The sequence below is a fragment of the Vreelandella venusta genome (assembly GCF_044809155.1).
In the GTDB taxonomy this organism is placed as follows: Bacteria; Pseudomonadota; Gammaproteobacteria; order Pseudomonadales; family Halomonadaceae; genus Vreelandella; species Vreelandella venusta_B.
This window is the reverse complement of record NZ_CP085241.1, coordinates 149,603-171,527: the sequence shown is the minus strand read 5'-3', so window position 1 is coordinate 171,527 and position 21,925 is coordinate 149,603. Positions and strand designations below refer to the sequence as shown.

The following is a 21,925-nucleotide window of genomic DNA, read 5'->3' as shown; positions in this document are numbered from 1 at the left end:
TATGGTTAGCCAGTGTACCTATTTGACGGGAAAACCATGAACGCGATTGCCCTTGGCCCACTGCTCATTTCACTGCCACGGCTCTATGCCATTAGCTGCGCACTGCTACTCCTGTTGGCCAGCCGCTATTTGCTTGGCGTGTCAGCGCGTCAGCATGGCCGTTGGTTCAATGGGCTGTTACTTGTCTGGCTATTGGGTGCGCGGGCGACGTATGTAGCACTCAACTGGGAAAGTTTCAGCGCCGACCCGGTAGACGCCTTAAAGCTGTGGCAACCTGGCTATCACGGCCTGGGCGGGCTGCTGGCCGGGTTACTCTGGACAGCATGGTCGCTGCGCAGGCACCTGCTGTCGATGATCGGCGCCCTGGCGATGCTCGTCGGCGCTTCTAGCCTGTGGCTTGTGGTGGTAACGCTCGCGCCGATTGGCAATCAATTTTCCGTTGAGGCATTGCCGGATGTCACCCTAGAAGATGTCGACGGTAACCCGGTGCATTTGCCATCGCTGACTGAAAGCGGCGACCTGATTATCGTCAACCTATGGGCCACCTGGTGCCCCCCCTGCCTGCGGGAGATGCCGCTGTTAGAAGAAGCCGACCAGCGTGATGGCGTCAGCGTCGTTATCGCCAACCAGGGCGAAGATTTGCTGCCTATCGTGCGCTACCTGGATGAGCAGGGGCTGACATTTCGCTATGCGCTGCGTGACCCCAGCCAAACCTTAACGGCCCAGTTCCAGGCGCCTGGCTTGCCCACCACGGTGTTGTTTGATCGACAGGGCAACACGCTGGATGTGCATGTGGGCGAGCTTACCAGTGCTCAATTAGCAGGCTGGTTGGAAGATTGACACCGATAGACCTTAATCCCCCCGCTGCTTTGCGTTAGAATCCCCCGCCCTGTTGCCACCGGCGCATCCCGGTGGCATATGACCCGTATTGAAGACTTCCCTGAGGCATCATGAGCGATTTTTCTCCCGGCCAGCGCTGGATTAGTGACGGCGAGGCTGAGCTTGGACTCGGCACCGTGCTTAACTGCGACGCCCGTAGCGTTACCATTTTGTTCAGTGCCAGCCAGGAAACCCGTACCTACAACACGCGTCAGGCACCGTTAACTCGCGTGATGTTCGGCAGCGGTGACCGCGTGCTCTCTGCCGATGGTTGGCAGATACTCGTGGATGACAGCAAAGAGTCTGGCGGTCTCATCACGTATATTGGCGAAGACAGCGAAGGTAATCTGCGCGAGCTGCCAGAAGCCAAGCTGGCAGATACCATGCAGTTCGACCAGGCTCGGGATCGCTTATTGACCGGCCAGGTCGACCGTAACGACTGGTTTGATCTACGCTTTCGCACCCTGCATCACTACCAGCGCATCGAGCAGCACAGCGCGCTGGGCTTTGCCGGGCCGCGTATCGACCTGATTCCTCACCAGCTCTATATTGCTGACGAAGTCGCTGGCCGCCACGCACCTCGGGTACTGCTGGCTGATGAAGTCGGGCTAGGTAAAACCATCGAAGCCGGGCTGATACTGCACCGCCTGCTGCTCACAGGCCGCATCGAGCGGGCGCTGATTCTGGTGCCGGATAGCCTCACTCACCAATGGCTGGTCGAGCTTTTACGCCGTTTCTCACTCAACGTCAGCCTGCTGGACGAACACCAAAGCCAAGCTCACGGCAGCGCCAACCCATTTGAGAGCGCCCAGATCGTGCTGGCGAGCCAAGGCTGGCTGTTCGCTAACATTCATCGCCAAGACCAGGCGCTGGCCAGCCGCTTTGACCTGCTGATCGTAGATGAAGCCCACCACCTGGACTGGAGCAGCGAAGGCAGCGGCCCGGGCTATCAGTGCGTTGAACAGCTTGCCGCCGAAATCCCCGGCCTGCTGCTGCTTACCGCCACGCCCGAGCAGATGGGCGTTGAGAGCCACTTTGCCCGACTGCGCTTGCTGGATGCCGAGCGTTATCACGATATTGAACGCTTCAAAGACGAAGAGCAGCACTACGTCGCGGTGGCCAGCGCGATCGATGCTTTGGATGAGTTGCCTCACACCGCCAGCGCTCGTGAACGCGTTGCAGCAGCGGCAGATGACCGCGATAGCCAAGCGCTGTTGGCAACGCTGTGCAACCTGGAAGCCAGTGCTGAGCAGCAAGATGCCGCCCGCGCCCAGCTGCGCGATGCGCTGCTAGACCGCCATGGCACAGGCCGAGTGATGTTCCGCAATAGCCGCCGCCACGTAGGCGGCTTCCCCGAGCGCCGCCTGCACCTTGAGGCGCTTGAGCTACCCTCCGCCTATCGCCGAGTGCTGCGCCGCCTGGAGCGCGATGAGGACTATCTGGATGAACTGCTGATCGAAACCGGCATGGATCATCCCGATGTGCTGATCTACCCGGACGCCATGTACCGGGAATTAAGCAACGACCCGCTGAACAGCGAGCCCTGGTGGCACATCGACCCACGCGTCAACTGGCTGCTTGAGAAGCTCAGCGACGATAGTGACGCGGGCTTTGCCAACGATAAAGTGCTGGTGATTGCCCACCACCGCGAAACGGCTGAAGGACTTGCCGAGGCGCTGCGCGTACTCGGCGGCTACCACGCGCCGGTCTTCCACGAAGGCTTATCGCTGGTGGAGCGCGACCGCGCCGCCGCGGCGTTTGCCGACGAAGAGGAGGGCTGCCAAGTGTTGGTGTGCTCGGAGATTGGCTCCGAAGGGCGCAATTTCCAGTTCTGCCGCCACCTGGTGATGTTTGATATGCCCCAGCATCCCGACCAGCTGGAGCAGCGCATTGGACGTCTCGACCGTATTGGCCAGCGCCACGCTATCGAACTTCACGCGCCGACCTTTACCGGCAGCCCCGGCGAGCGGCTGCTGCGCTGGTATCACGAAGGTATGGAGGCCTTTAGCGCGCCCCACGGTATCGGTAGCGAGCTCTTCGATGCGTTTGGCGATGCCCTTGCCGATGCTCTGCTCGACGATGAAATGCTTGATGAAATCATTGAAGAGACGCGGCAAATGTTCACCGCCAAACTGGCTGAGCGGGACGCCGGGCGCAACCGCCTACTAGAGCTTAATGCCTGCCGCCCGGCTCGCGCACAGCAAGTCATTGAGGCGGTGCGCGAACTCGATGAGGATCCCGCGCTGCCCAAATTTGTCGAGCGGGCGCTGGATATTTTTGGCGTTGACAGCCAGGAAATCGGCAACGGCTTGCTCCACCTTCAGCCAAGCCAGCACATGCTCGATGGCCTGCCCGGGCTAGTGAAAGGCGAAGAGGGCTTTTCAGCGACCTACAGCCGTGCTCAGGCGCTGGCGCGTGACGACGTGCAGCGGCTCTCCTGGGAGCACCCACTACTGCGCGAAATGATGGAGCGCATATTAGACGGCACCATGGGCAATACCGCGCTGGCACTGCTGCGCCATCCGGCGATCCCCAGCGGACGACTAATGGCCGAACTGGTGTTCCGCACCCACTGCCCGGCGCCAAAATCGTTACACCTTAACCGCTTCTTACCGCCGACGGCGATTCGCGTACTGCTGGATGAGTCAGGCGCCAATCTAACCAGCAAAATTTCCTTCACGGGCCTAGGCAAGAACCTGCAGAAGGTTAATAAATCGCTGGCGCGGGACCTGATCAAGAGCCGCCATGATCAGCTGCGCGACCTGTTGATTCAGGGTGAGGGCGAAGCCGAACGTGAGCTGCCTAGTATTATAGAAGCGGCCGAAATCCGCATGCGCGCCCAGCTGGACAGTGAGCTTGCCCGCTTGACCGCCTTGGCGGAGCACAATCCAGCGGTGCGCACCGAGGAGCTTGAAGCGTTGAAACAGGAGCGCCAGGCATTAAGCGACGCGATTGAGAACACCCGCTTACGGCTGGACTCCGTGCGGGTTGTCATCACCGTTGACCCCAATGCCTAACGCCTCCTAAAACAGCCTGCGTTAGAAGATGGCGGCTAACGCTTTGTCGAGAGTCGGATACTGGAAGGTAAAACCGGCCTCGACAAGGCGCGAGGGGCGCATATCCGCACCGGTGAGTAGCAGCTGCGACATCTCACCAAAACCTGCTTTAAGCACAAAGGCAGGCACTGGAAAAATGGCGGGACGATGCAGCTGTTTGGCCAGTGTCTGGGTAAACTCCGCATTCGTCACCGGGTGCGGCGCGCTACCGTTGAAGGCCCCAGAGAGCGCCGACTCATTCAGCAGGAAAATAATCGCAGCAACCAAATCATCGCGGTGAATCCACGGCATAAACTGTGTGCCATCGCCAAAGCGGCCCCCCAACCCCAGCTTAAATGGAGGCACCATCTTCTGTAGCGTGCCGCCGCCAGCATCCAGCACCAGGCCAATGCGCAGAAGCGCTAAGCGAACGCCAAGCGCTTCAACCGGCTTCGCCGCGGACTCCCACTGTTCGCACAGCCGATGGGCAAACTCATCATGGGGCGGCGTTGTTTCATCCACCACCTTACTACCCTGGTTGCCGTAATAGCCCATCGCCGAGCCGCTCACCATAACGCTAGGTACCGACTGGCCATTAGCTTTCAACTGCTCGCAGAGCATCACTAATTGCGCGGTGCTCTCCACACGCGAACGAATCAACTCGTTTTTTTGACTGTCGCTCCAGCGCTTGGCAGCAATCGACTCACCGGCCAAATTCACCAGCGCATCCGGCGGCGTATCCACAAATGCCTGGGCACTATCGCGGATATCGCAAGCCGCTGGCAAACGATCGCGTACCTTGTGCGGCGCGCGGGAGACCACCTGAACCTCGTGGCCTAACGCTACAAGCTGCTCAGATAGACGTTGACCAACAAAACCGCTGCCTCCGGTTATTAATACCCGCATCGTGTCGCTCCTGTGGATGAAAAGAAGTAAGCGCCGCCTGATTGAACACTGGTTGAGCGCACAAACTTATTGTACGATATTTATACACAAGTGCTACAATCAAATACTCAAAAAGACTTTTCAGCTTTTAGCGAGCGTTAGCTCACTCTCTTTTATTCGCTTTATTCATCTTTAGCGCTGCGAGGCTTTATGGCTGTATCATCGTCGCTTCCTACTCTTTCGGCCCCTTGCTCTGTCGCCGTTATCGGTGCAGGTATGTCCGGACTTGCCTGCGCCTACGAGTTAACAAAAGAGGGAATGAATACCTCACTCTTTGATAAGGCGCGTGGCCCCGGTGGCCGCATGTCTAGCAAGCGGCGTCCGCAGGCAACGCTTGATTTAGGCGCCCAGGCCTTCACCGTGCGTGACCCGCGCTTTGCAAAAGCAGTAAAAGAGTGGCAGCTGGCGGGTTGCGCAGCCCTTTGGCCCACCCACCGCTATCAGGCTAGTTCAAGTAGTTGGCAAACGCACAACGATGATCAGCTGCGCTACACGGGGGCGCCTCGCATGAGCGCCATCACGCGCCACATAACCGAAACGCTCTCCCCTCTACCCGGCGCAAGCATGGCTTTTGAAACCCCCATCGTTGCGTTAACAAAGGAGGAAGATGGCTGGCTACTCGCCGACCAACACGGCGCCACCCATGGGCCTTTTGCAGCGGTCGTCGTCAGCGCCCCACCCCCGCAAGCCTATACACTTATCGCCGATTGGGATGATGCCCTGTCAGCTGCCTGCCAAGCCGCCCCCCAGCGTGGCTGCTGGGCGGGCTGGGCCATTTTTGCCCAGCCGCTTCCACCTATTGAAGGCGTGGTGCCCAACTGGCACAGCGTTGAGACAGACCACGCAGCGCTGCGCTTAGCGACACGCAACAGTAGCAAACCTGGCCGTGAGCAGCAGCCTGAAAGCATTAGTCTACTGGCGCAATTAGAGTGGAGTGACACCCATATTGAACTCGCGAGTGACGATGCTGCCCAGCAGCTGCTTGCCGCTTTCACCTCGCTGTTCCCGGAAGGCACGGCGCTGCCTGAGCTGATTGACCTAGGCGCACACCGCTGGCGCTATGCCCAGCCTGCCAGTGCTGGACAGCAATCATACTTATACAGTGAGCAGGGCCTAGCGCTGTGCGGCGATAGTTTTCGCGGCAGCCGTGTAGAAGACGCATGGCTTTCAGGGTACGAGCTAGCACAGGCACTATTAGGCCGGTCGGTTTAAAAGCAGCGCGCTATCATATTTGCCCGAAATCACAGCAAAGGTTGTACCTAATAGCTACAAGTTGTACAAAGAGGCATATAATAGCGTGTCCCTATCTAGTCGATTAAGCGCTATCCGTTTTTGTGACCAGGACACCGTAGCAATACGCTATAACCTCGTCATAGCAATTACAGACAGACCCCTGCAGCACCGGCTGTAGGCAACCAAGAGGCAATGGCGCCCATGAGCAATAAGGCGACCCACCCACCCGACACCCCTCTCTATCCGATCCGGGAAGTTTCCCGTCTAACGGGTGTGAACTCGGTCACCCTACGTGCCTGGGAGAGACGCTATGGATTAATTCGCCCCCAACGTACCCCTAAAGGCCACCGACTCTACGCTCAAGACGACATCGCGCGAATTGAGCGCATCTTGCAGTGGCTCAACCGTGGCGTGCCGGTCAGCCAAGTGGTTGACCTGCTTGACCAGCCTGAAGCGATAGAGACGCCCGCGCCAGCCGCAGGCGACTGGGCTAGTCAGCGCCAACAGCTGCAAGCCGTCATTGAAGCAGTCGACCTGCCCAAATTAGAGGCGATGTATCATCAGAGCTTAGCTCTCTACCCTCTTAGCGTGGCTATTAATGAGCTGTGGCAACCGGTTATTTTGTCCTTAGAAGCAAAGTGGGCAACCCAACCTGATGACCTTGTTCGCCGCACGCTGGAAGCCTTTTTACGTAGCCAAGTAGGTATTCGGCTTTATTACGCTAACCAAGCCACCCGCGGGCCGCTGATTTTGCTGAGCGCAATGCCCGAGGACCCAGGCCCCTTATGGGTATTGATGTGCGCCCTGATGGCTAGTGAGCAGGGCTATCGAGTGCAGTTGCTTGACCACGCCCTGGCGCTGGCCGACCTTCCCCAGGCAGTAGCGCGGCTCCACTCGTCCATGGTGCTGCTCTCTAGCGGACAGCGGGAAAGCGATGACTATATCCGTCACGCACTCCCTCAAGCGGCCCACGCGCTGAACGTGCCCATTGGCGTATGCGGCGAAGTGGCACGTTTAAGAGAGGGCGAATTAAACGATGGCCCTGTGCATATGCTAGGCGATGACCTACCCCAGGCAATCGCGCGGCTTCGCCCACTGCTACGTGAATCGGGCACTCTTTAACAGCGTGTTTGTAGCTCTGAGGTGTTGTTAACGAAGTACCGGTAAGAATGAGTTGGCCGCTTTCCCGTCAGGGCAGCGGCCAATTTTTTAGCACACTTTAAGCCCTTTGCAGGAGTCGCCATGAACTTACAGCTAGTATGGTTGCGCAGCGATCTGCGCATTCACGATAATTCAGCGCTCGCGGCGGCAGCATCCAAGGGGCCCGTGATAGCGGTTTTTTTACGCAGTGTCGCCCAGTGGCAAGCCCACGGCCACGGCGCAAATAAAATCGACTTTTGGGCACGCGGCGTAGCGGCCATTAAAGCGTCACTTAACGGGCTTAACATCCCCCTCCTACACCGCGACATTAATCATTTTGATGAGGCCCCACAGGCACTACTTGAGATTGCCCGCGCCCATGGCGTCAAGCAGCTGCACTTTAATTACGAGTACCCGCTCAACGAGCAGCGCCGCGATCAGGCGGTGCTAGAGGCGTTCCAGCAGGCCGACATCGCCGCCCACGGCCATCACGACGCCATTGCCTTTGCTCCTGGCAGCCTCCTCACCGGCAAAGGCGATTACTACGGCGTCTTTACGCCCTTTTCAAAAGCGTGGCACAAGCAGATAACAGCAGAGCAGCTTGCCCTGCGCGACACACCCAAAGTGCAGTCGCCGCTCGATATCAAAAGTGACCCGCTACCGTCACTGCCCTCCCTCGACGACGAACCGCTCGATGGCCGCCACTGGCCCGCAGGTGAAAACGCCGCCAGCGACAACCTGGAGCGCTTTTTACGCTTCCGTGGACGCCACTACAAAGATCAGCGTGACATCCCTAAAGTGCGGGGCACCAGCGAGCTATCCCCCTACTTGGCGCTGGGAATGATCTCCTACCGGCAGTGCCTGCAAGCGGTGATGAGCGAAAACGGCGGGCATCTTGCCGATGGCGATGCTGGCCTGACGACCTGGGTCAACGAACTGATTTGGCGCGAGTTTTATCAGCACGTGGCGGTAGGCTTTCCCCAGGTGTGCCGCTACCAGCCGTTTCAAGCGCATACCCAACAGTTGCAGTGGCGCGATGACGACGACGGGTTTGCCGCTTGGTGCGAAGGCCGCACCGGCTACCCTATTGTGGATGCCGCCATGCGCCAGCTCGTTACAACCGGCTGGATGCATAACCGTCTGCGCATGATTACGGCGATGTTTTTAAGCAAGCATCTGCTGATTGACTGGCGCCGCGGCGAAGCCTTTTTCCTGCGCCATTTGGTCGATGGCGAGTTTTGCGCTAACAACGGCGGCTGGCAGTGGGCGGCCTCAACGGGTACCGATGCGGCGCCTTATTTCCGTATTTTCAACCCGACTACCCAGTCCACGCGCTTTGACCCAGACGGTGAATTTCTTGTTCAGTGGCTACCCGAACTGAAAACCCTGCCTGCCAAAGCGCGCCATGCGCCGCCTCGGGACATGCTCACTCCTATTGACTATCCAGCACCGATCGTTGACCACAAAGCGGCGCGCCAACGCGCACTGGATGCCTTCAAAGCACTCTCCCAATAATAGCCACACGAGCGACAGGTTTTGCCACGCCATCAACAAGGAGTCCTGCATGTCTAACCCGCCCGCGGTGGTGAAGTTTTGTGCCTTCTTCAATAAACTAGACAAAACATGTACAGAAAAGCTATACGAGGTATATACTGAGGAAATTGTCTTCAACGATCCGCTACACCACATTGAAGGACGCGAAGCGCTTGAACGCTATTTCGCCGCCATGTACGAGAACGTTGAGCGCTGCTGTTTCACTTATCACACGCAGCAGCAACAGGGAAATCAAGCGTTTGTGACTTGGACCATGGAGTTTGTGCACCCACGCTTAGCCCGTGGCAAGCCGGTAAGTGTTGAGGGCTGCAGCGCCTTAACATTTGCAGAGGATGGCAGGGTATCGCACCACCGCGACTATTTCGACGCGGGGGCCATGCTATATGAACACCTTCCGGTGATGGGTCGTGTTATACGCTGGTTAAAGCAACGCCTTGGCTAAAACAGTGTGACCTCGTTTATGAGCACGCACGTTGCGTGCTAACAGGCCGCTATAGGAGAGCAGAATGAGCACATGGAAAACGCCCCAGCGCATCTGGTTAACCGGCGCGACGTCCGGCATTGGCGAGGCGCTAGCCAAGCAGCTAATCGCCCAGGGACACACCGTGATACTCAGCGCCCGCAATGAAGAAGCCCTAAACGCGCTGTGCGATGGTCATGCCAATGCCTACCCACTGCCGCTGGATGTGAGCGATCATCAAGCAGTGCTGGCCGCGGGTGAACAGATTCGCGAGTGGCTGGGCGCGCTGGACATTGCACTGTTCAACGCAGGCACCTGCGAATACCTCGATGCACGCCACTTTGATATGGCGCTTGTGGAGCGCGTCTTCACGCCGAACCTGTTTGGCACCCTGTACGGCGTCGAAGCCGCGCTTCCGCTGCTGCGTGCCGCTCGCAAAGAGGGCAAGCCAGCCCGCTTGGCCGCGACATCGAGCGCGTCGGCCTACCTGCCGCTGCCGCGAGCAGAGGCTTATGGTGCCTCGAAAGCAGCGGTGAGCTATTTTTTAGAGTCGCTGCGCCTGGATCTTCACCAGGAGGGGATCGACGTGAGCCTGATCCATCCTGGCTTCGTCAAAACGCCACTGACCGATCGCAACGATTTCCCAATGCCCATGCAAGTCTCTGCTGAAGACGCCGCCGACGCCATTATCACAGGCCTTGTTAAAGGGCGTCTGGATATTCATTTCCCCCGTCGCTTTACTTACATCGTTAAATTTTTGGGCATTCTACCGCCCGCACTACGGCGCCACATCGGCTTACGTATGACGCGCCGTCAAGAGGAAGCACAATGAGTGGCACAGCATCCCAGCGTATTGCGATTATTGGCAGCGGCATTAGCGGCATGGCAGCAGGCTGGTATCTCTCCTCTCAGCACGAGGTGACGCTATTTGAAGCCGATAGCCGCTTAGGGGGCCATACCGCCACGATGGACGTTGAAGTCAACGGCACCCCGTATGCCATCGACACCGGCTTCATCGTCTTCAACGACTGGACGTACCCGCACTTTCAGCGCCTGCTGGAAACGCTCGGCGTACCCAGCCAGGCCACCGAGATGAGCTTTTCCGTTCATGAAACGGATGTCGATTTTGAATATAACGGCCATACGCTGGCCTCGCTATTTGCCCAGCGGCGCAATCTTTTGCGGCCCGCCTTTTATCGCCTGCTTAGGGATATTTTGCGCTTTAACAAACAGGCCACCGCCGACCTAGAGAGCCAGCGCCTGCCTAGCGACATGACCTTGGGCGAATATTTGGATCAAAACGGCTACGGCGAAGCGTTTCAGCGCCGTTATCTGCTACCGATGGGAGCGGCGATCTGGTCGGCAAGTATTGGTGATCTGCGCGCCTTTCCCTTAACCTTTTTTGTGCGTTTTTTCCGCAATCACGGGCTGCTATCAGTCAATCACCGCCCGCAGTGGTATACCCTGGTGGGCGGCTCCAAGCGCTACATTCCCAACTTGACGGCCCCCTATGCGACCCGCATCCGGCTCAACACGCCTGTCAGCAACGTTACCCGTAGCGATACCGGCGTGATGATTACGACCGCTCAGGGGACAGAGCGTTTTGATCAGGTCGTGCTAGCCTGCCACGCCGACCAAGCGCTGGCGATGCTGGGTGACGCAACCCCCGCTGAGCGCGATATTCTTGGCGCGATGCCATATCAGGATAACGAGGTGGTGCTGCACACTGACACATCCCTGCTGCCACGCCGTCAGCGCGCCTGGGCAAGCTGGAACTACCGGCTAGATGGCCGAGGGGCGGAGGAGCGGGTTTCGGTCACCTACAATATGAATATTTTGCAGCGCTTGGAGAGTGAGACAACCTTCTGCGTAACGCTAAATGATTCAGAAAGCATCAATCCCGAGAAAATATTAGGGCGCTACACCTATGCGCATCCACAGTTCACTCTGGCGGGCCAGGCCGCCCAGCTTCGTCATAATGAGATCTCGTCGGTAGCTCGCCGTACGCACTTCTGCGGTGCTTACTGGCGCAACGGCTTTCATGAAGACGGCGTTTGGAGCGCGCTGCGTGTGGCTCAAGCGCTGGGCTGTGATGAAGCCGCCGAGCCGCCCACCATGCCCTCTGCGCTGCCTGCCCACGAACTCGTACCCAACAACAGCGTTGGGGAGGGGCTGGGATGATAACCGCGCCCCGCTCGCGCATCTATCGTGGCACGCTGCGCCACCGGCGCTTTACCCCCAAAGCGCACGCCTTTAGCTATCAGGTTTGGATGGCATGGCTGGATTTAGACGAGCTACCCACCCTGTTTGATAACGTGCCCGGCTTCAGCGCACGCGGGCCTGCCTTGGCGCGTTTTCGTCGTGAAGATTATTTGGGGCCGACGGATCGCCCCTTACGCACTGCCGTTCGCGAAGAGTTAATCCGCCAACTAGGCAGCGCACCCGACGGCAAAATTTACGTGCTCACTCAACTGCGCACATTTGGTTCGGTCTTTAACCCTGTTTCGATGTACTACGCGTACGACCATGTGGGCAGGCTCTCGGCGGTGCTCGGCGAAGTGACTAACATGCCGTGGAAAGAGCGTACCTGCTACGCATGCCGCGTCGACACCGCCCGCCATAGCCACCACGCAAGCTTCGAGAAAGTTATGCACGTCTCGCCCTTTAATCCAATGGAGATGACCTACCACTGGAAATTTAACTCGCCAGGAGAAACGCTCTACCTGCATATGGAAAACTGGCAAGACAGCGAGCGTCACTTTGATGCCACGCTCACCTTAGAGGCCGCGCCAGCGACCCGCAAAGTGCTGATGACGACGCTGGCACGGCAACCCTTTATGAGCCTAAAAACAGTCGCGGGAATCCATTTTGAAGCGCTTCGCCTGTGGCTTAAGCGCATCCCCGTTTATAACCACCCCAAGCGCAAGGAGACTTCAAAATGACGACCCTGCGTACCACGCCCCCTACGAGCAAAGCCGCTCGCCAAGATCGCATCACTCGCTGGATCAAACCACGCTTAATGGCCCAGTTGGATGCTTTCCAGGGAGGCCGCATCACACTGATCGAGGGCGACCAGTGTCACCATCTTGGCCAGGCAGGGCCACTGCAGGTGACGGTTGTTATTCGCCACTCCCGCGCCTGGAAACGCCTTGCGTTTGGCGGCACCGTGGGCGCTGCAGAGTCCTACATGGATGGCGACTGGGATGCTGATGATCTCGTCGCGCTGGTACGCCTGTTTGCCGCCAACTTGGAACAAGTGAACGGCAAAATGGAAAACGGCAGCGCGCGCATAGCACGCTGGCTGTTAGGGTTTGCCTACCGCTTTCAGCGCAATAGCGTCACCGGCTCTAAGCGCAATATTTCGGCGCACTACGATATTGGCAACGACCTGTTCGCCACGTTTTTAGACCAGCGTCACTGGATGTACTCCAGCGCCGTTTTCCCCTATCCAGAAGCCAGCTTAGAAGAAGCCTCCACTTACAAGCTGGATATCATGCTCGAAAAGCTGGATGTTCAGCCCGAGCATCACCTGTTGGAAATTGGCACCGGCTGGGGTGGGCTGGCCATCCACGCGGCTAAAACCCGCGGTTGCCGGGTCACTACAACGACAATTTCCGAAGAGCAGTATGCCCACACCGCACGACGCGTTAAAGAAGAGGGCTTGGAAGAGCAAATTACGCTCTTGAAACAGGATTACCGTGCATTAGAAGGACGTTTCGACCGGCTCATTTCGGTCGAAATGATCGAAGCCGTCGGCCACCAGTACCTCAACACCTACCTGGAAAAGGTCGACAGCCTGTTGACCGATGATGGCCAAGCCATGCTTCAGGCGATCACCATACGTGATCAACGCTTTGAAGAAGCCAAGCGGGAGATGGACTTCATCAAGCGCTACATTTTCCCTGGCGGCTTTCTACCCTCTCATCACGCCATGCTTGCCAGCGTTACGCGTAAAACATCGCTTAACGTAGTCGCCTTAGACGAGATTGGTCAGCACTATGCCCGCACCCTACGCGAGTGGCGCCATCGGTTTGAGGCAAGCCTTGAGCAGGTGCGCCAACAGGGCTACGACGAGCGTTTCATCCGCATGTGGCGCTACTACCTTTGCTACTGCGAAGGGGGCTTTATCGAGCGCTCCATTGGTACCTGTCACCTGCTGTTAGCTAAGCCGGCCGCCAAGCCAGTGCCGCTAATGGGGGCGCTATAAGTGGCCGCACAGGGCTGGCGTCATCTACTGTTTAACGCGCTGCGGTTCGAGGCGGGCTGGCTTCTATGCGTCATCGGTGGCTCGTGGGTAGCCGCCGCGACGGGTATTGCCCTGCTTGGCTGGCATTTTTGGCGCTGTGCCCACCCCGGTGAATGGCGCTTTATTGGGGTGTTTGCACTGCTTGGGCTAGCCATTGATGGCGGCTTACACTTAGCCGGAGGGTTTGATTTTGGCGAGCATGCGCTAGTGGCGGGCTTGTTACCGCTGTGGCTGTGGATGCTGTGGCCGCTGTTTGCCACGCTCGTGTTCCACTCGCTTGCCTGGCTATGGCGCTATCGCTGGGTAGCGGCTCTCTGCGGCGCTATTAGTGGCCCGCTCTCTTACCTAGGTGGCGCCGCCATTGCCAACGTCAGCTTAGCGCCGTGGCTACTTCCTACTCAGGCAGCCATTTGGGCGCTGCTATGTTTAGGAATTAGCCACTACGCGGCCCGCACAGTAACGCCCAATTTTTCTAGCCGCTAGGTTTTCTAGCCGTTGAGTTAACGCTGGTTTTAATTGGCCCCAACCGCTTGCGGCAACGACGCCCAGCGCTGCTCTAATTCGCTGGCAGGTAAAGGTCGTGCAAAATAGAACCCCTGCACCTCTTTACAGCCCGCATTAACCAAAAACTCGCACTGCTCTTTGGTTTCCACACCTTCAGCCACTACCTCAAGCCCCATACCCGCCGCCATCGCCAGCACCGCCGTTACAATCGCTGCATCGGCCCGGTCGTTGGGTAGTTCGCGAATAAACGCGCGATCCAGCTTAATTTTATCCACCGGTAAACGCTTTAAGTAGCCAAGCGATGAATAGCCGGTGCCAAAATCATCAATCGCAATGGCATAGCCCAATTCGCGTAAGGTTTGTAGTCGTGGCCCCATATCTCCGGCACGCTCGTCCAGCAGTACCGATTCGGTCAGTTCCAAGCCAATTTGCTCAGGCTTAAGCCGGTAGCGCTCCAAGCAGGTCGCCAGCTGTGTTTCCAGGTCACCTTGGAAGAGCTGAAGCGCCGAAATATTGATCCATACGGTAATTTTCGGCATGCCGCTGTTTTGCCAGTGAGCCTGTTGGGCACACGCTTTTTCAATTACCCAACTGCCCAGCTCGGCCATCAGGCCGTGGCGCTCGGCAAGAGGAATAAAATCTCCTGGCGATATCATGCCATCGCTAGGGTGGCGCCAACGCAGCAGCGCTTCCATCCCAACTAACTCGCCACTACCAGGGTCGTGCTGGGTTTGATAGTGCAGCTCCAGCTGGTCACCTGATACCAGCGCCGCCCGCAAATCGCTAACCAACGCGAGCTGAGGATTATCCTGCTTATCCAGCGCTGGGCGAAACCGCTGGCTATTATTGCGGCCTAGCCGTTTAGCGCTGTAGAGCGCGGACTCTAAGCGCTGAAAAAGCACAGCCGAATCACGACCATCCTCAGGCGCTCGGCACGTACCAAACGTTAGCCCCAAACGCAGCGACTGTTCGTTAATTTCAAACGGGCGGCACATATGATCCCGCAAGTTAGCGACCCACTTATCGTGATCGTCAAAGGTCGTTGTGCGAATAACCATGAACTCATCGCCGCCTAGCCTGCCGACAACGCTTCCCGCCATATAGCTCGCCAGCCGCTGGCCAAAACGCGCCAGCAGACGGTCGCCCTGTTCAACGCCTAGGCTATCGTTGATTGATTTAAGCCCATCGATATCGATAAGCACCATGTCTAAACTCTCGCCAGCACGCAAACCACGCAGTCGCGACGACATCAAGTCATGTAAGCGACGCCGGTTGGGCAGCCCCGTCAGCGGGTCTTCATAACCGATGCGCCGCAAATCGTGTTCACGGGCTTTTTGTGCCGAAATATCGGTAAACAGGCTGATAAAATGGGTGATATTGCCGCGTTTATCCGTAATGGCTCTTACTTTCAACCACTCAGGATACTCGTCGCCGTGTTTACGGCGGTTCCACATTTCGCCTTCCCAGCGGCCCGTGGCTTTTAAAGTGCTCCAAAAGCTTTGATAAAACGCTTTATCGTGGCGCGGCGCAGCGAGCGTTTCTAGCTTACGGCCAATCATTTCCTGGCTGTCGTAACCGGTAATATCGGTAAACGCGGGGTTCACAGCGAGCACACGGTTCTCTACGTCGCTGATCACCATGGCATCGTTGGCCAGCCCCATGGCATCTTCGGTAAGGCGCAGGCGCAACCGTTGCTGACGCACTTGGCGCCAAGCATCCCATAAACCCAATGCCACTAAACTGGCCGCGACAATACGCAGCGCAGCATCGGGGATCCATACGCAGGCGGGCAGGGCCATCAGCGCCATCCACATCAGCGGTCGATTAAGAGAAACAGGCAGCCACATGTAAAGTTATCGTGTCCTATAAATGAGCAAAATAGAGGTGAGAAGCAGGCACGCTCACCTTGCTGCTCAATCAAAAAACCTGCGTGCTACATATTACGTCAACAGGACGTTTATTGTGCAAATTCGCTAATTATGAAATAAAACACCTTGTTATGGTTTATCGGCCGCTAAACAAAAAGCTGTAGAAATAGACGATAAGTCGCCTACGACGTGCATTCAGCGGTTTCGAGAAGTAGACTAGGCTCAACCACCATTTTAATACTCGGAACGATTCAGTGACCAAGCAACACTCTTTTGATCGCGAAGAACTGCTGGCTTGCTCGCGGGGCGAGCTATTTGGCCCCGGAAATGCACAGCTTCCGGCCCCTAACATGCTCATGCTTGACCGTATCTCACACATCCACAAAGAGGGCGGTGAGCACGGCAAAGGGGAGCTGATTGCGGAGCTGGATATCACCCCTGACCTGTGGTTCTTTGATTGCCACTTCCCAGGTGACCCGGTAATGCCTGGCTGTTTAGGGCTAGACGCTATGTGGCAACTCGTGGGCTTCTACCTTGGCTGGCTTGGCCACCCCGGCCGTGGCCGGGCACTGGGCTGCGGCGATGTTAAATTCAGCGGCCAAATCCTACCCGACGCGAAAAAAGTGACGTATCACATTAATGTGAAGCGCATTATTACCCGTCGGCTTATTCTAGGCATCGCCGACGGCACTGTGTCCGTCGACGGCCGCGATATTTACCAGGCTAATGATCTACGCGTTGGCCTATTCACCTCCACTGCGAATTTCTAACAGGAGGCTCCCATGCGACGAGTGGTAGTCACCGGCCTTGGCATCGTGTCGTGTTTAGGCAACGATCAACAACAGGTCTTAGACGCGCTCAAAAACGGGCGCAGCGGTATTCGTTTTAAGGAAGAGTACGCCGAACGCGGCTTTCGTAGCCATTTAGCGGGCAGCGTTGATATCGACCTTGATGCCCTTATTGATCGCAAGCTGCGCCGTTTTATGGGCGACGCTGCGGCGTATGCTTACGTTTCCATGGCCCAAGCCATCGAAGACGCAGGCCTAACAGAAGAGCAGGTCTCCAACGAACGGACCGGGCTTATTGCCGGGTCTGGCGGCGCTTCTAGCGCCAACCAAGTGGAAGCCGCTGATGTTATGCGCGAAAAAGGCTTGCGCCGGGTAGGGCCATACCGCGTTACCCGCACTATGGGCAGCACGGTATCCGCTTGCTTGGCAACGCCGTTTAAAATTAAGGGAGTTAATTACTCGATCTCCTCCGCCTGTGCGACCTCTGCCCACTGTATCGGCAGCGCCATGGAGCAAATCCAGCTGGGCAAGCAGGATGTCGTGTTTGCCGGCGGTGGTGAAGAAGAGCACTGGACACTCTCCTGCCTATTCGACGCGATGGGTGCTCTTTCGACGCAGTACAACGACACCCCTGAGAAGGCTTCCCGCCCTTACGACCAGGCGCGCGATGGCTTCGTCATTGCAGGTGGCGGCGGCATGCTGGTGCTTGAAGAGTTAGAGCACGCGAAAGCGCGGGGCGCCAAAATTTACGGCGAACTCGTAGGCTACGGCGCAACTTCCGATGGCCATGACATGGTGGCACCATCCGGCGAAGGCGCGATGCGCTGTATGCGCCAAGCGATGGCAACCGTATCGGGGGATATTGATTACATCAATACCCACGGCACCTCAACGCCGGTTGGCGATGTCGCCGAGCTCAAAGCCATCCGCGAGGTGTTTGGTAATTCAACCCCCGCCATGAGCTCAACCAAATCGCTCACCGGGCACTCACTAGGGGCGACCGGCGTTCAGGAAGCGATCTACTCGCTCTTGATGATGCAGCAACGTTTCGTTGCCGCCTCTGCCAATATTGAGCAGCTTGATGAACAGGCTGATGGCTTTGATATCGTTACCCAACGCCGTGATGATGTCACCATTGAGCGTGTGCTTTCCAACAGCTTTGGCTTTGGCGGCACCAACGCGTGTTTGGTTTTCCAGCGCTTTAGCGATTGATCGAAGCACAACGCGGAAAGAAACAGTAACGGCGCCTGATGGCGCCGTTACTGTTTTTATTAAGTGAAAATAGCGAGATGACTTAGCGAGTAGTGGGCCTTGGCACGTCGGAAATCTCCTGCAGCTGCCCTTCTATCCACGCTTCTACATCTACTAGTACCTCATCAGAGGTGCGTCCTGCGGTTTCAATCGGCCTACCTATACGCACTCGCAATACCCCAGGCTGCTTTACCCAATGCCGTCCGGGCCAGCGCTCACCCGCATTATGCGCCACCGGCAGTACCGGCACCCCTGCGCGGCACGCCACCACACTACCGCTTTTGTTGTAGCGCTTGCGAACGCCAGGATCAACGCGGGTGCCTTCTGGAAAAATCAGCACTGAAAGCCCGGTACCGAGACGTGCGACGCCTTGGGTTAGCACCTGTTTCATGGCGCGGGCGGGCTTTGAGCGATCTAAGCTAATGGGCCGCAGCAGCCTTAACCCCCAACCAAACACCGGTATTTTCAGTAGCTCTTGCTTCAGCACCGTGCATACCGGCGGTTTCATGACCTGCAAGAACACCGTCTCCCACTCGCACTGGTGGTTGGCCTGGATAACACAGGGCCCCTCAGGAATGTTCTCACGCCCCTGGATGTCGTAGCGCACGCCGCAAGCGATTTTGAACCACACCATCAAAAAATAGTTATAAAGGTTGAGCAAGCGGTAGCGGGCGGCAAGCGGCAGGAAAGGGGCTATCGGCAAAAAAAGCACCCCAATCACCAGCATGGCCGAGAAATACCCCAGGTAAAACAAAAGGCTGCGAACCACACTGATCAAGCCGTCTCTCCTGTTTCAGCGCCACTTTGGCTATCACGGGTCAAACACCACGCATCCAGCATGCGGCCTACTTCAAGCCGCCACGGCTTTTGATGCACTCCGAACACCTCCAAGACTCGGCGGCAGTTTAAAACCCGGCGCAACTTGGCATCATGGTGGTGATTTAACGCCTGTACATTGCCGAGGCTAATCGACTCACCCCGCCCTTCCAAATGGGTGGCCAGCTGCGTTCGCACCATGGAGGTAAATGTGAAGGCGCTGACCGGCTCAGTACCCGCCAAGTGATACGCCCCCCAGGCTTCCGCACCGCAGACCTGCTGCTGCAACATGCCGATTAAGGCCATGGCGACCGCATCCGCAGAGGTAGGGCAGAAGATAACATCCTCCGCCGCGCGGACATCCTGCCCCACAATCAGGCTATCGATAATTTCACTTAGCCACGCGAGACTGCCCTCAAGAGCAAACAACGGCCCTAATCGCACAATCAAATGGCGATGGTACTGGGCCCGAATACGGTCGCCAGTCTCTACTAAACGCCGCAAGCACTCATCCCGAGGTGCGGGCACCACGTGCTCATCAATCGGCACATCAAAACCGTCTTCGTAAAGCTGGTCGGAGACACACCATACGAGGGCCACTTCCTGGGCTTGGCAGGCTGCGAGACAAACATCGACCGCATCCGCATGCGCCTTAACCGCCGCCGGCGTCATACTAAGAGGATGCGCCAGCGGGGGAATAATGACCGCGTCTGGAGCGGTTGCCTGTAATTGTTCCGCCGTTACGGTCATACCTTGTTCAATAACAAGCTCCGCGTCGGTGCGGCGACTCGCCTCACGGGCGAGTGCCAAGCTTAGGCAGTGCCCGGCATCTAATATCAGCAGCTTCACGGCAGACTCTCTCCCTCAACCCAGGAACATGCTAGTGCTTACCAGCTCAGAACGGGATTTCGTCATCAAAATCGTCGAAGTTACCCGGGTCCGGCGCGCCGTAGTTGCTGTTTTGATTGCCGGGCGCAGGCTGATGTTGCTGCGGAGCAGGCTGTGGCCCACGCTGGGCGCCGCCTTGCTGTGGGTAGCCACCCGGCTGCTGGGGTGCATTTTGAGCCGGCGGAACCTGCCCTGGGTTGTTTTGCCCGTAGCCGTTTTGACCAGGAGCATTTTGCGGCTGACCCGCCGGTGCGGTATTGCCCTGAGCATAGTTATTCTGGGCAGTATTACCTTGAGCGTAATTCCCCTGCGGTGCGCCGCCGCCCTGGAAATCACCGCTGCGGCCATCCAGCATCTGCATGTCATTGGCAACAATTTCAGTACTGTAGCGATCTTGACCATTCTGGTCTTGCCACTTGCGGGTTTGCAGGCGTCCCTCAATGTAAACCTTGGAGCCTTTTTTCAAATACTGCTGGGCAATCTCGGCGGTTTTATTGAACAGTACAATACGGTGCCACTCGGTGCGCTCTTGTCGCTGGCCGCTCTGACGATCCATCCACGTATCGGAGGTCGCAAGGTTCAAGTTAGCAACGGCGGTACCTGAAGGCGTAAACCGTACTTCCGGGTCTTGCCCGAGATTGCCAATTAAAATGACTTTGTTAATGCCGCGCGCCATAGCTCGCTCCTTTAATAATCGATCATAAAAATAATGAGCCGACGATATATCAGGATCATCGGCCTCACTGCAGGCTGCCCCCTGCTGAGCAGCTTAGCAGGGTTAAGTATTGGGCGGCGAAATCAACTTAGTTAAAGCCGCCCGGTCAAGCTGCTGACGATTCACTTTTAAGTACATAAGGCGCTCTTCGGGCACTACCATCACGTCCTCAACCCCTACAACGTCCGCTAGATGCTCCATTAAGAGATCTAACGTATCGGGTTGCGTATCGTGTAGCGCAACGACCTCGCTGGATAGTGGCGGCGGCGATGGCATACGCAGCATGGCCAGCCACCATACCAGTGCCAAGCACGCGCAGCCGATAAATACCGCATTCAGACCCCAGTTATGCGCTAGCACTCCTCCAAGGGTGCCCCCCAGGAACGCACCTAAAAACTGGCTAGTGGAGTACACGCCCATGGCGGTGCCTTTCGCACCAGCCGGGGCTAGCTTACTGAGCATTGAAGGCAACGTCGCTTCCAGCAGATTAAACCCAGTAAAGAACACAAACAGCCATACGAATAGCCAGTGTCCTTGAGAGAGCGGCAGCCCTAAGCTTCCTAAGCTAACCCCGATAGCGCCGATAGCAAGCAAGCACATCATCTTCATCCGATAGCGCTTTTCAGCCACAATCACCAGCGGCACCATGGCGACAAAAGAGAGCGCCATGACCACCAAGTAGGCCAACCCATGGTACTCAACCGCAACCCCCGCATTGAGTAGCCGAAACGGAATCGCCACAAAAATGGCCATCAGGACCAGATGCAGAGCAAAGATGGAAAAATCTAAGCGCCATAGGTCAGGACGGGTAATGACACACTTCAACTGCTGACGATCCAGCCCGACATCGCGGTGACGCAAACGGCGCGGCGCGGGTGGCACCCAGCGCCAAAGCACGAACAAGCTCACTAAGGTGAGCAGGGCGGTAAACCAAAACACCGCCGACAAACCTGCCCAAGCCGCTAGCCACGGGCCTAGTACCATGGCAATCGCAAACGACACACCAATCGATAACCCGATCGTAGCCATTGCCACGGTGCGCACGTGCTCCCGCGTTTGATCCGCGAGAAGCGCCATAATTGCTGCGGCGACGGCCCCGCTACCCTGTAGCGCCCGGCCTAAAATAACGCCCCAAATAGTGTCTGCCATGGCCGCCACAACGCTACCTAGCGCAAAAATGACCAGCCCCATGGCAATGACACGCTTACGCCCTATGCGGTCGGAAAGCAGGCCAAACGGTATTTGCAGCGCCGCCTGGGTCAGCCCATACATTCCCAACGCCACGCCAATTAATAGCGGTGTCGACCCTGCAAGCGTATCGCCATACAGCGCCAACACTGGCAACACCATGAAAAGCCCCAACATACGAGACGCATAGAGGCCAGCCAAGCCGCTGATTGCACGGCGTTCAGTGGCCATCAGCAGTGCAGAAACCTTGCGCATAATGCCCTTGTGTATGGTGGATGGGCCGAACGGCCTAAGATAACCGCCCATTCTAGCGCTTTGTACTCAGGCTGGAAACGCCCAGTGCCGCCGTTTCGCTGCAAGCAGTTTTGCCGGGAGGGGTACAGGAAACGTATAATTACGCTTTTGCCATGCGATT

At 57.2% G+C, this 21,925-nt stretch carries 19 protein-coding genes; 13 read left to right on the top strand and 6 right to left on the bottom strand.

What is annotated here, in order from left to right:
* The first annotated feature begins 36 nt into the window (after positions 1–36).
* On the top strand, positions 37–840 hold the full coding sequence (locus LG301_RS00780) for a redoxin family protein (protein WP_404472598.1): 804 nt from the start codon (positions 37–39) through the stop codon (positions 838–840).
* Positions 841–950: 110 nt separating this feature from the next.
* Positions 951–3,896 (top strand): RNA polymerase-associated protein RapA, encoded by a 2,946-nt coding sequence (rapA, locus tag LG301_RS00775; RefSeq protein WP_404472596.1) that lies wholly within the window; start codon positions 951–953, stop codon positions 3,894–3,896.
* 21 nt (positions 3,897–3,917) lie between these two features.
* Here rapA and LG301_RS00770 read toward each other — a convergent pair whose 3' ends face one another.
* Positions 3,918–4,820, bottom strand: a complete 903-nt coding sequence (locus LG301_RS00770) for a TIGR01777 family oxidoreductase (protein WP_404472594.1) — start codon at positions 4,818–4,820, stop codon at positions 3,918–3,920.
* A gap of 189 nt (positions 4,821–5,009) precedes the next feature.
* Between LG301_RS00770 and LG301_RS00765 the strand changes: the two genes are divergently transcribed.
* From LG301_RS00765 to LG301_RS00725, 9 genes are all read left to right on the top strand, one after another.
* On the top strand, positions 5,010–6,071 hold the full coding sequence (locus LG301_RS00765; protein ID WP_404472593.1) for an NAD(P)/FAD-dependent oxidoreductase: 1,062 nt from the start codon (positions 5,010–5,012) through the stop codon (positions 6,069–6,071).
* Positions 6,072–6,293: 222 nt separating this feature from the next.
* Entirely contained in the window at positions 6,294–7,214 is a 921-nt protein-coding gene (locus tag LG301_RS00760; protein WP_404472591.1) for a MerR family transcriptional regulator, read from the top strand.
* A 120-nt stretch (positions 7,215–7,334) separates the two neighbouring features.
* A complete protein-coding gene (gene phrB / locus LG301_RS00755; RefSeq protein WP_404472589.1) occupies positions 7,335–8,747 on the top strand; it encodes a deoxyribodipyrimidine photo-lyase in 1,413 nt (470 codons plus the stop codon).
* Between the two features lie 49 nt (positions 8,748–8,796).
* Complete coding sequence (locus tag LG301_RS00750; RefSeq protein ID WP_404472587.1) at positions 8,797–9,228, top strand: nuclear transport factor 2 family protein; 432 nt, start codon at positions 8,797–8,799, stop codon at positions 9,226–9,228.
* A gap of 64 nt (positions 9,229–9,292) precedes the next feature.
* Positions 9,293–10,078 (top strand): SDR family NAD(P)-dependent oxidoreductase, encoded by a 786-nt coding sequence (locus LG301_RS00745; protein WP_404472585.1) that lies wholly within the window; start codon positions 9,293–9,295, stop codon positions 10,076–10,078.
* Positions 10,075–11,427 (top strand): NAD(P)/FAD-dependent oxidoreductase, encoded by a 1,353-nt coding sequence (locus LG301_RS00740; RefSeq protein WP_404472583.1) that lies wholly within the window; start codon positions 10,075–10,077, stop codon positions 11,425–11,427. Before LG301_RS00745 ends, LG301_RS00740 begins: the two co-directional genes overlap by 4 nt.
* A complete protein-coding gene (locus tag LG301_RS00735; RefSeq protein ID WP_404472581.1) occupies positions 11,424–12,188 on the top strand; it encodes a DUF1365 domain-containing protein in 765 nt (254 codons plus the stop codon). Before LG301_RS00740 ends, LG301_RS00735 begins: the two co-directional genes overlap by 4 nt.
* The gene (locus tag LG301_RS00730; RefSeq protein ID WP_404472579.1) at positions 12,185–13,453 is read left to right on the top strand and encodes a class I SAM-dependent methyltransferase; all 1,269 of its coding nucleotides are present in this window, start codon (positions 12,185–12,187) and stop codon (positions 13,451–13,453) included. Before LG301_RS00735 ends, LG301_RS00730 begins: the two co-directional genes overlap by 4 nt.
* Positions 13,454–13,975: a DUF2878 domain-containing protein gene (locus LG301_RS00725; RefSeq protein WP_404472577.1), complete on the top strand. Its 522-nt coding sequence runs from the start codon at positions 13,454–13,456 to the stop codon at positions 13,973–13,975. It abuts the gene before it with no gap.
* A 29-nt stretch (positions 13,976–14,004) separates the two neighbouring features.
* Here the strand turns inward: LG301_RS00725 and LG301_RS00720 are convergent, their stop codons facing one another.
* Positions 14,005–15,843 (bottom strand): putative bifunctional diguanylate cyclase/phosphodiesterase, encoded by a 1,839-nt coding sequence (locus tag LG301_RS00720; RefSeq protein ID WP_404472575.1) that lies wholly within the window; start codon positions 15,841–15,843, stop codon positions 14,005–14,007.
* A gap of 275 nt (positions 15,844–16,118) precedes the next feature.
* Between LG301_RS00720 and fabA the strand changes: the two genes are divergently transcribed.
* Positions 16,119–16,634, top strand: a complete 516-nt coding sequence (fabA, locus tag LG301_RS00715; RefSeq protein ID WP_009097700.1) for a 3-hydroxyacyl-[acyl-carrier-protein] dehydratase FabA — start codon at positions 16,119–16,121, stop codon at positions 16,632–16,634.
* 12 nt (positions 16,635–16,646) lie between these two features.
* Positions 16,647–17,864, top strand: coding sequence for a beta-ketoacyl-ACP synthase I (gene fabB / locus LG301_RS00710; protein ID WP_404472573.1), 1,218 nt, complete (start codon positions 16,647–16,649; stop codon positions 17,862–17,864).
* An 82-nt stretch (positions 17,865–17,946) separates the two neighbouring features.
* Here fabB and LG301_RS00705 read toward each other — a convergent pair whose 3' ends face one another.
* The 4 genes from LG301_RS00705 to LG301_RS00690 all read right to left on the bottom strand — a co-directional run bounded on the left by LG301_RS00705 (position 17,947) and on the right by LG301_RS00690 (position 21,765).
* Positions 17,947–18,681 carry a lysophospholipid acyltransferase family protein gene (locus tag LG301_RS00705; RefSeq protein WP_404472571.1) on the bottom strand — a complete coding sequence of 245 codons (735 nt, stop codon included), beginning with the start codon at positions 18,679–18,681 and terminating at the stop codon, positions 17,947–17,949.
* Entirely contained in the window at positions 18,678–19,568 is an 891-nt protein-coding gene (locus tag LG301_RS00700) for a sugar nucleotide-binding protein (RefSeq protein ID WP_404472569.1), read from the bottom strand. The genes LG301_RS00705 and LG301_RS00700 overlap by 4 nt, the downstream gene beginning before the upstream one ends.
* Before the next feature lie 46 nt (positions 19,569–19,614).
* Positions 19,615–20,283, bottom strand: a complete 669-nt coding sequence (locus LG301_RS00695) for a single-stranded DNA-binding protein (protein WP_404472567.1) — start codon at positions 20,281–20,283, stop codon at positions 19,615–19,617.
* 102 nt (positions 20,284–20,385) lie between these two features.
* On the bottom strand, positions 20,386–21,765 hold the full coding sequence (locus LG301_RS00690; protein WP_404472566.1) for an MFS transporter: 1,380 nt from the start codon (positions 21,763–21,765) through the stop codon (positions 20,386–20,388).
* Positions 21,766–21,925 lie beyond the last annotated feature (160 nt).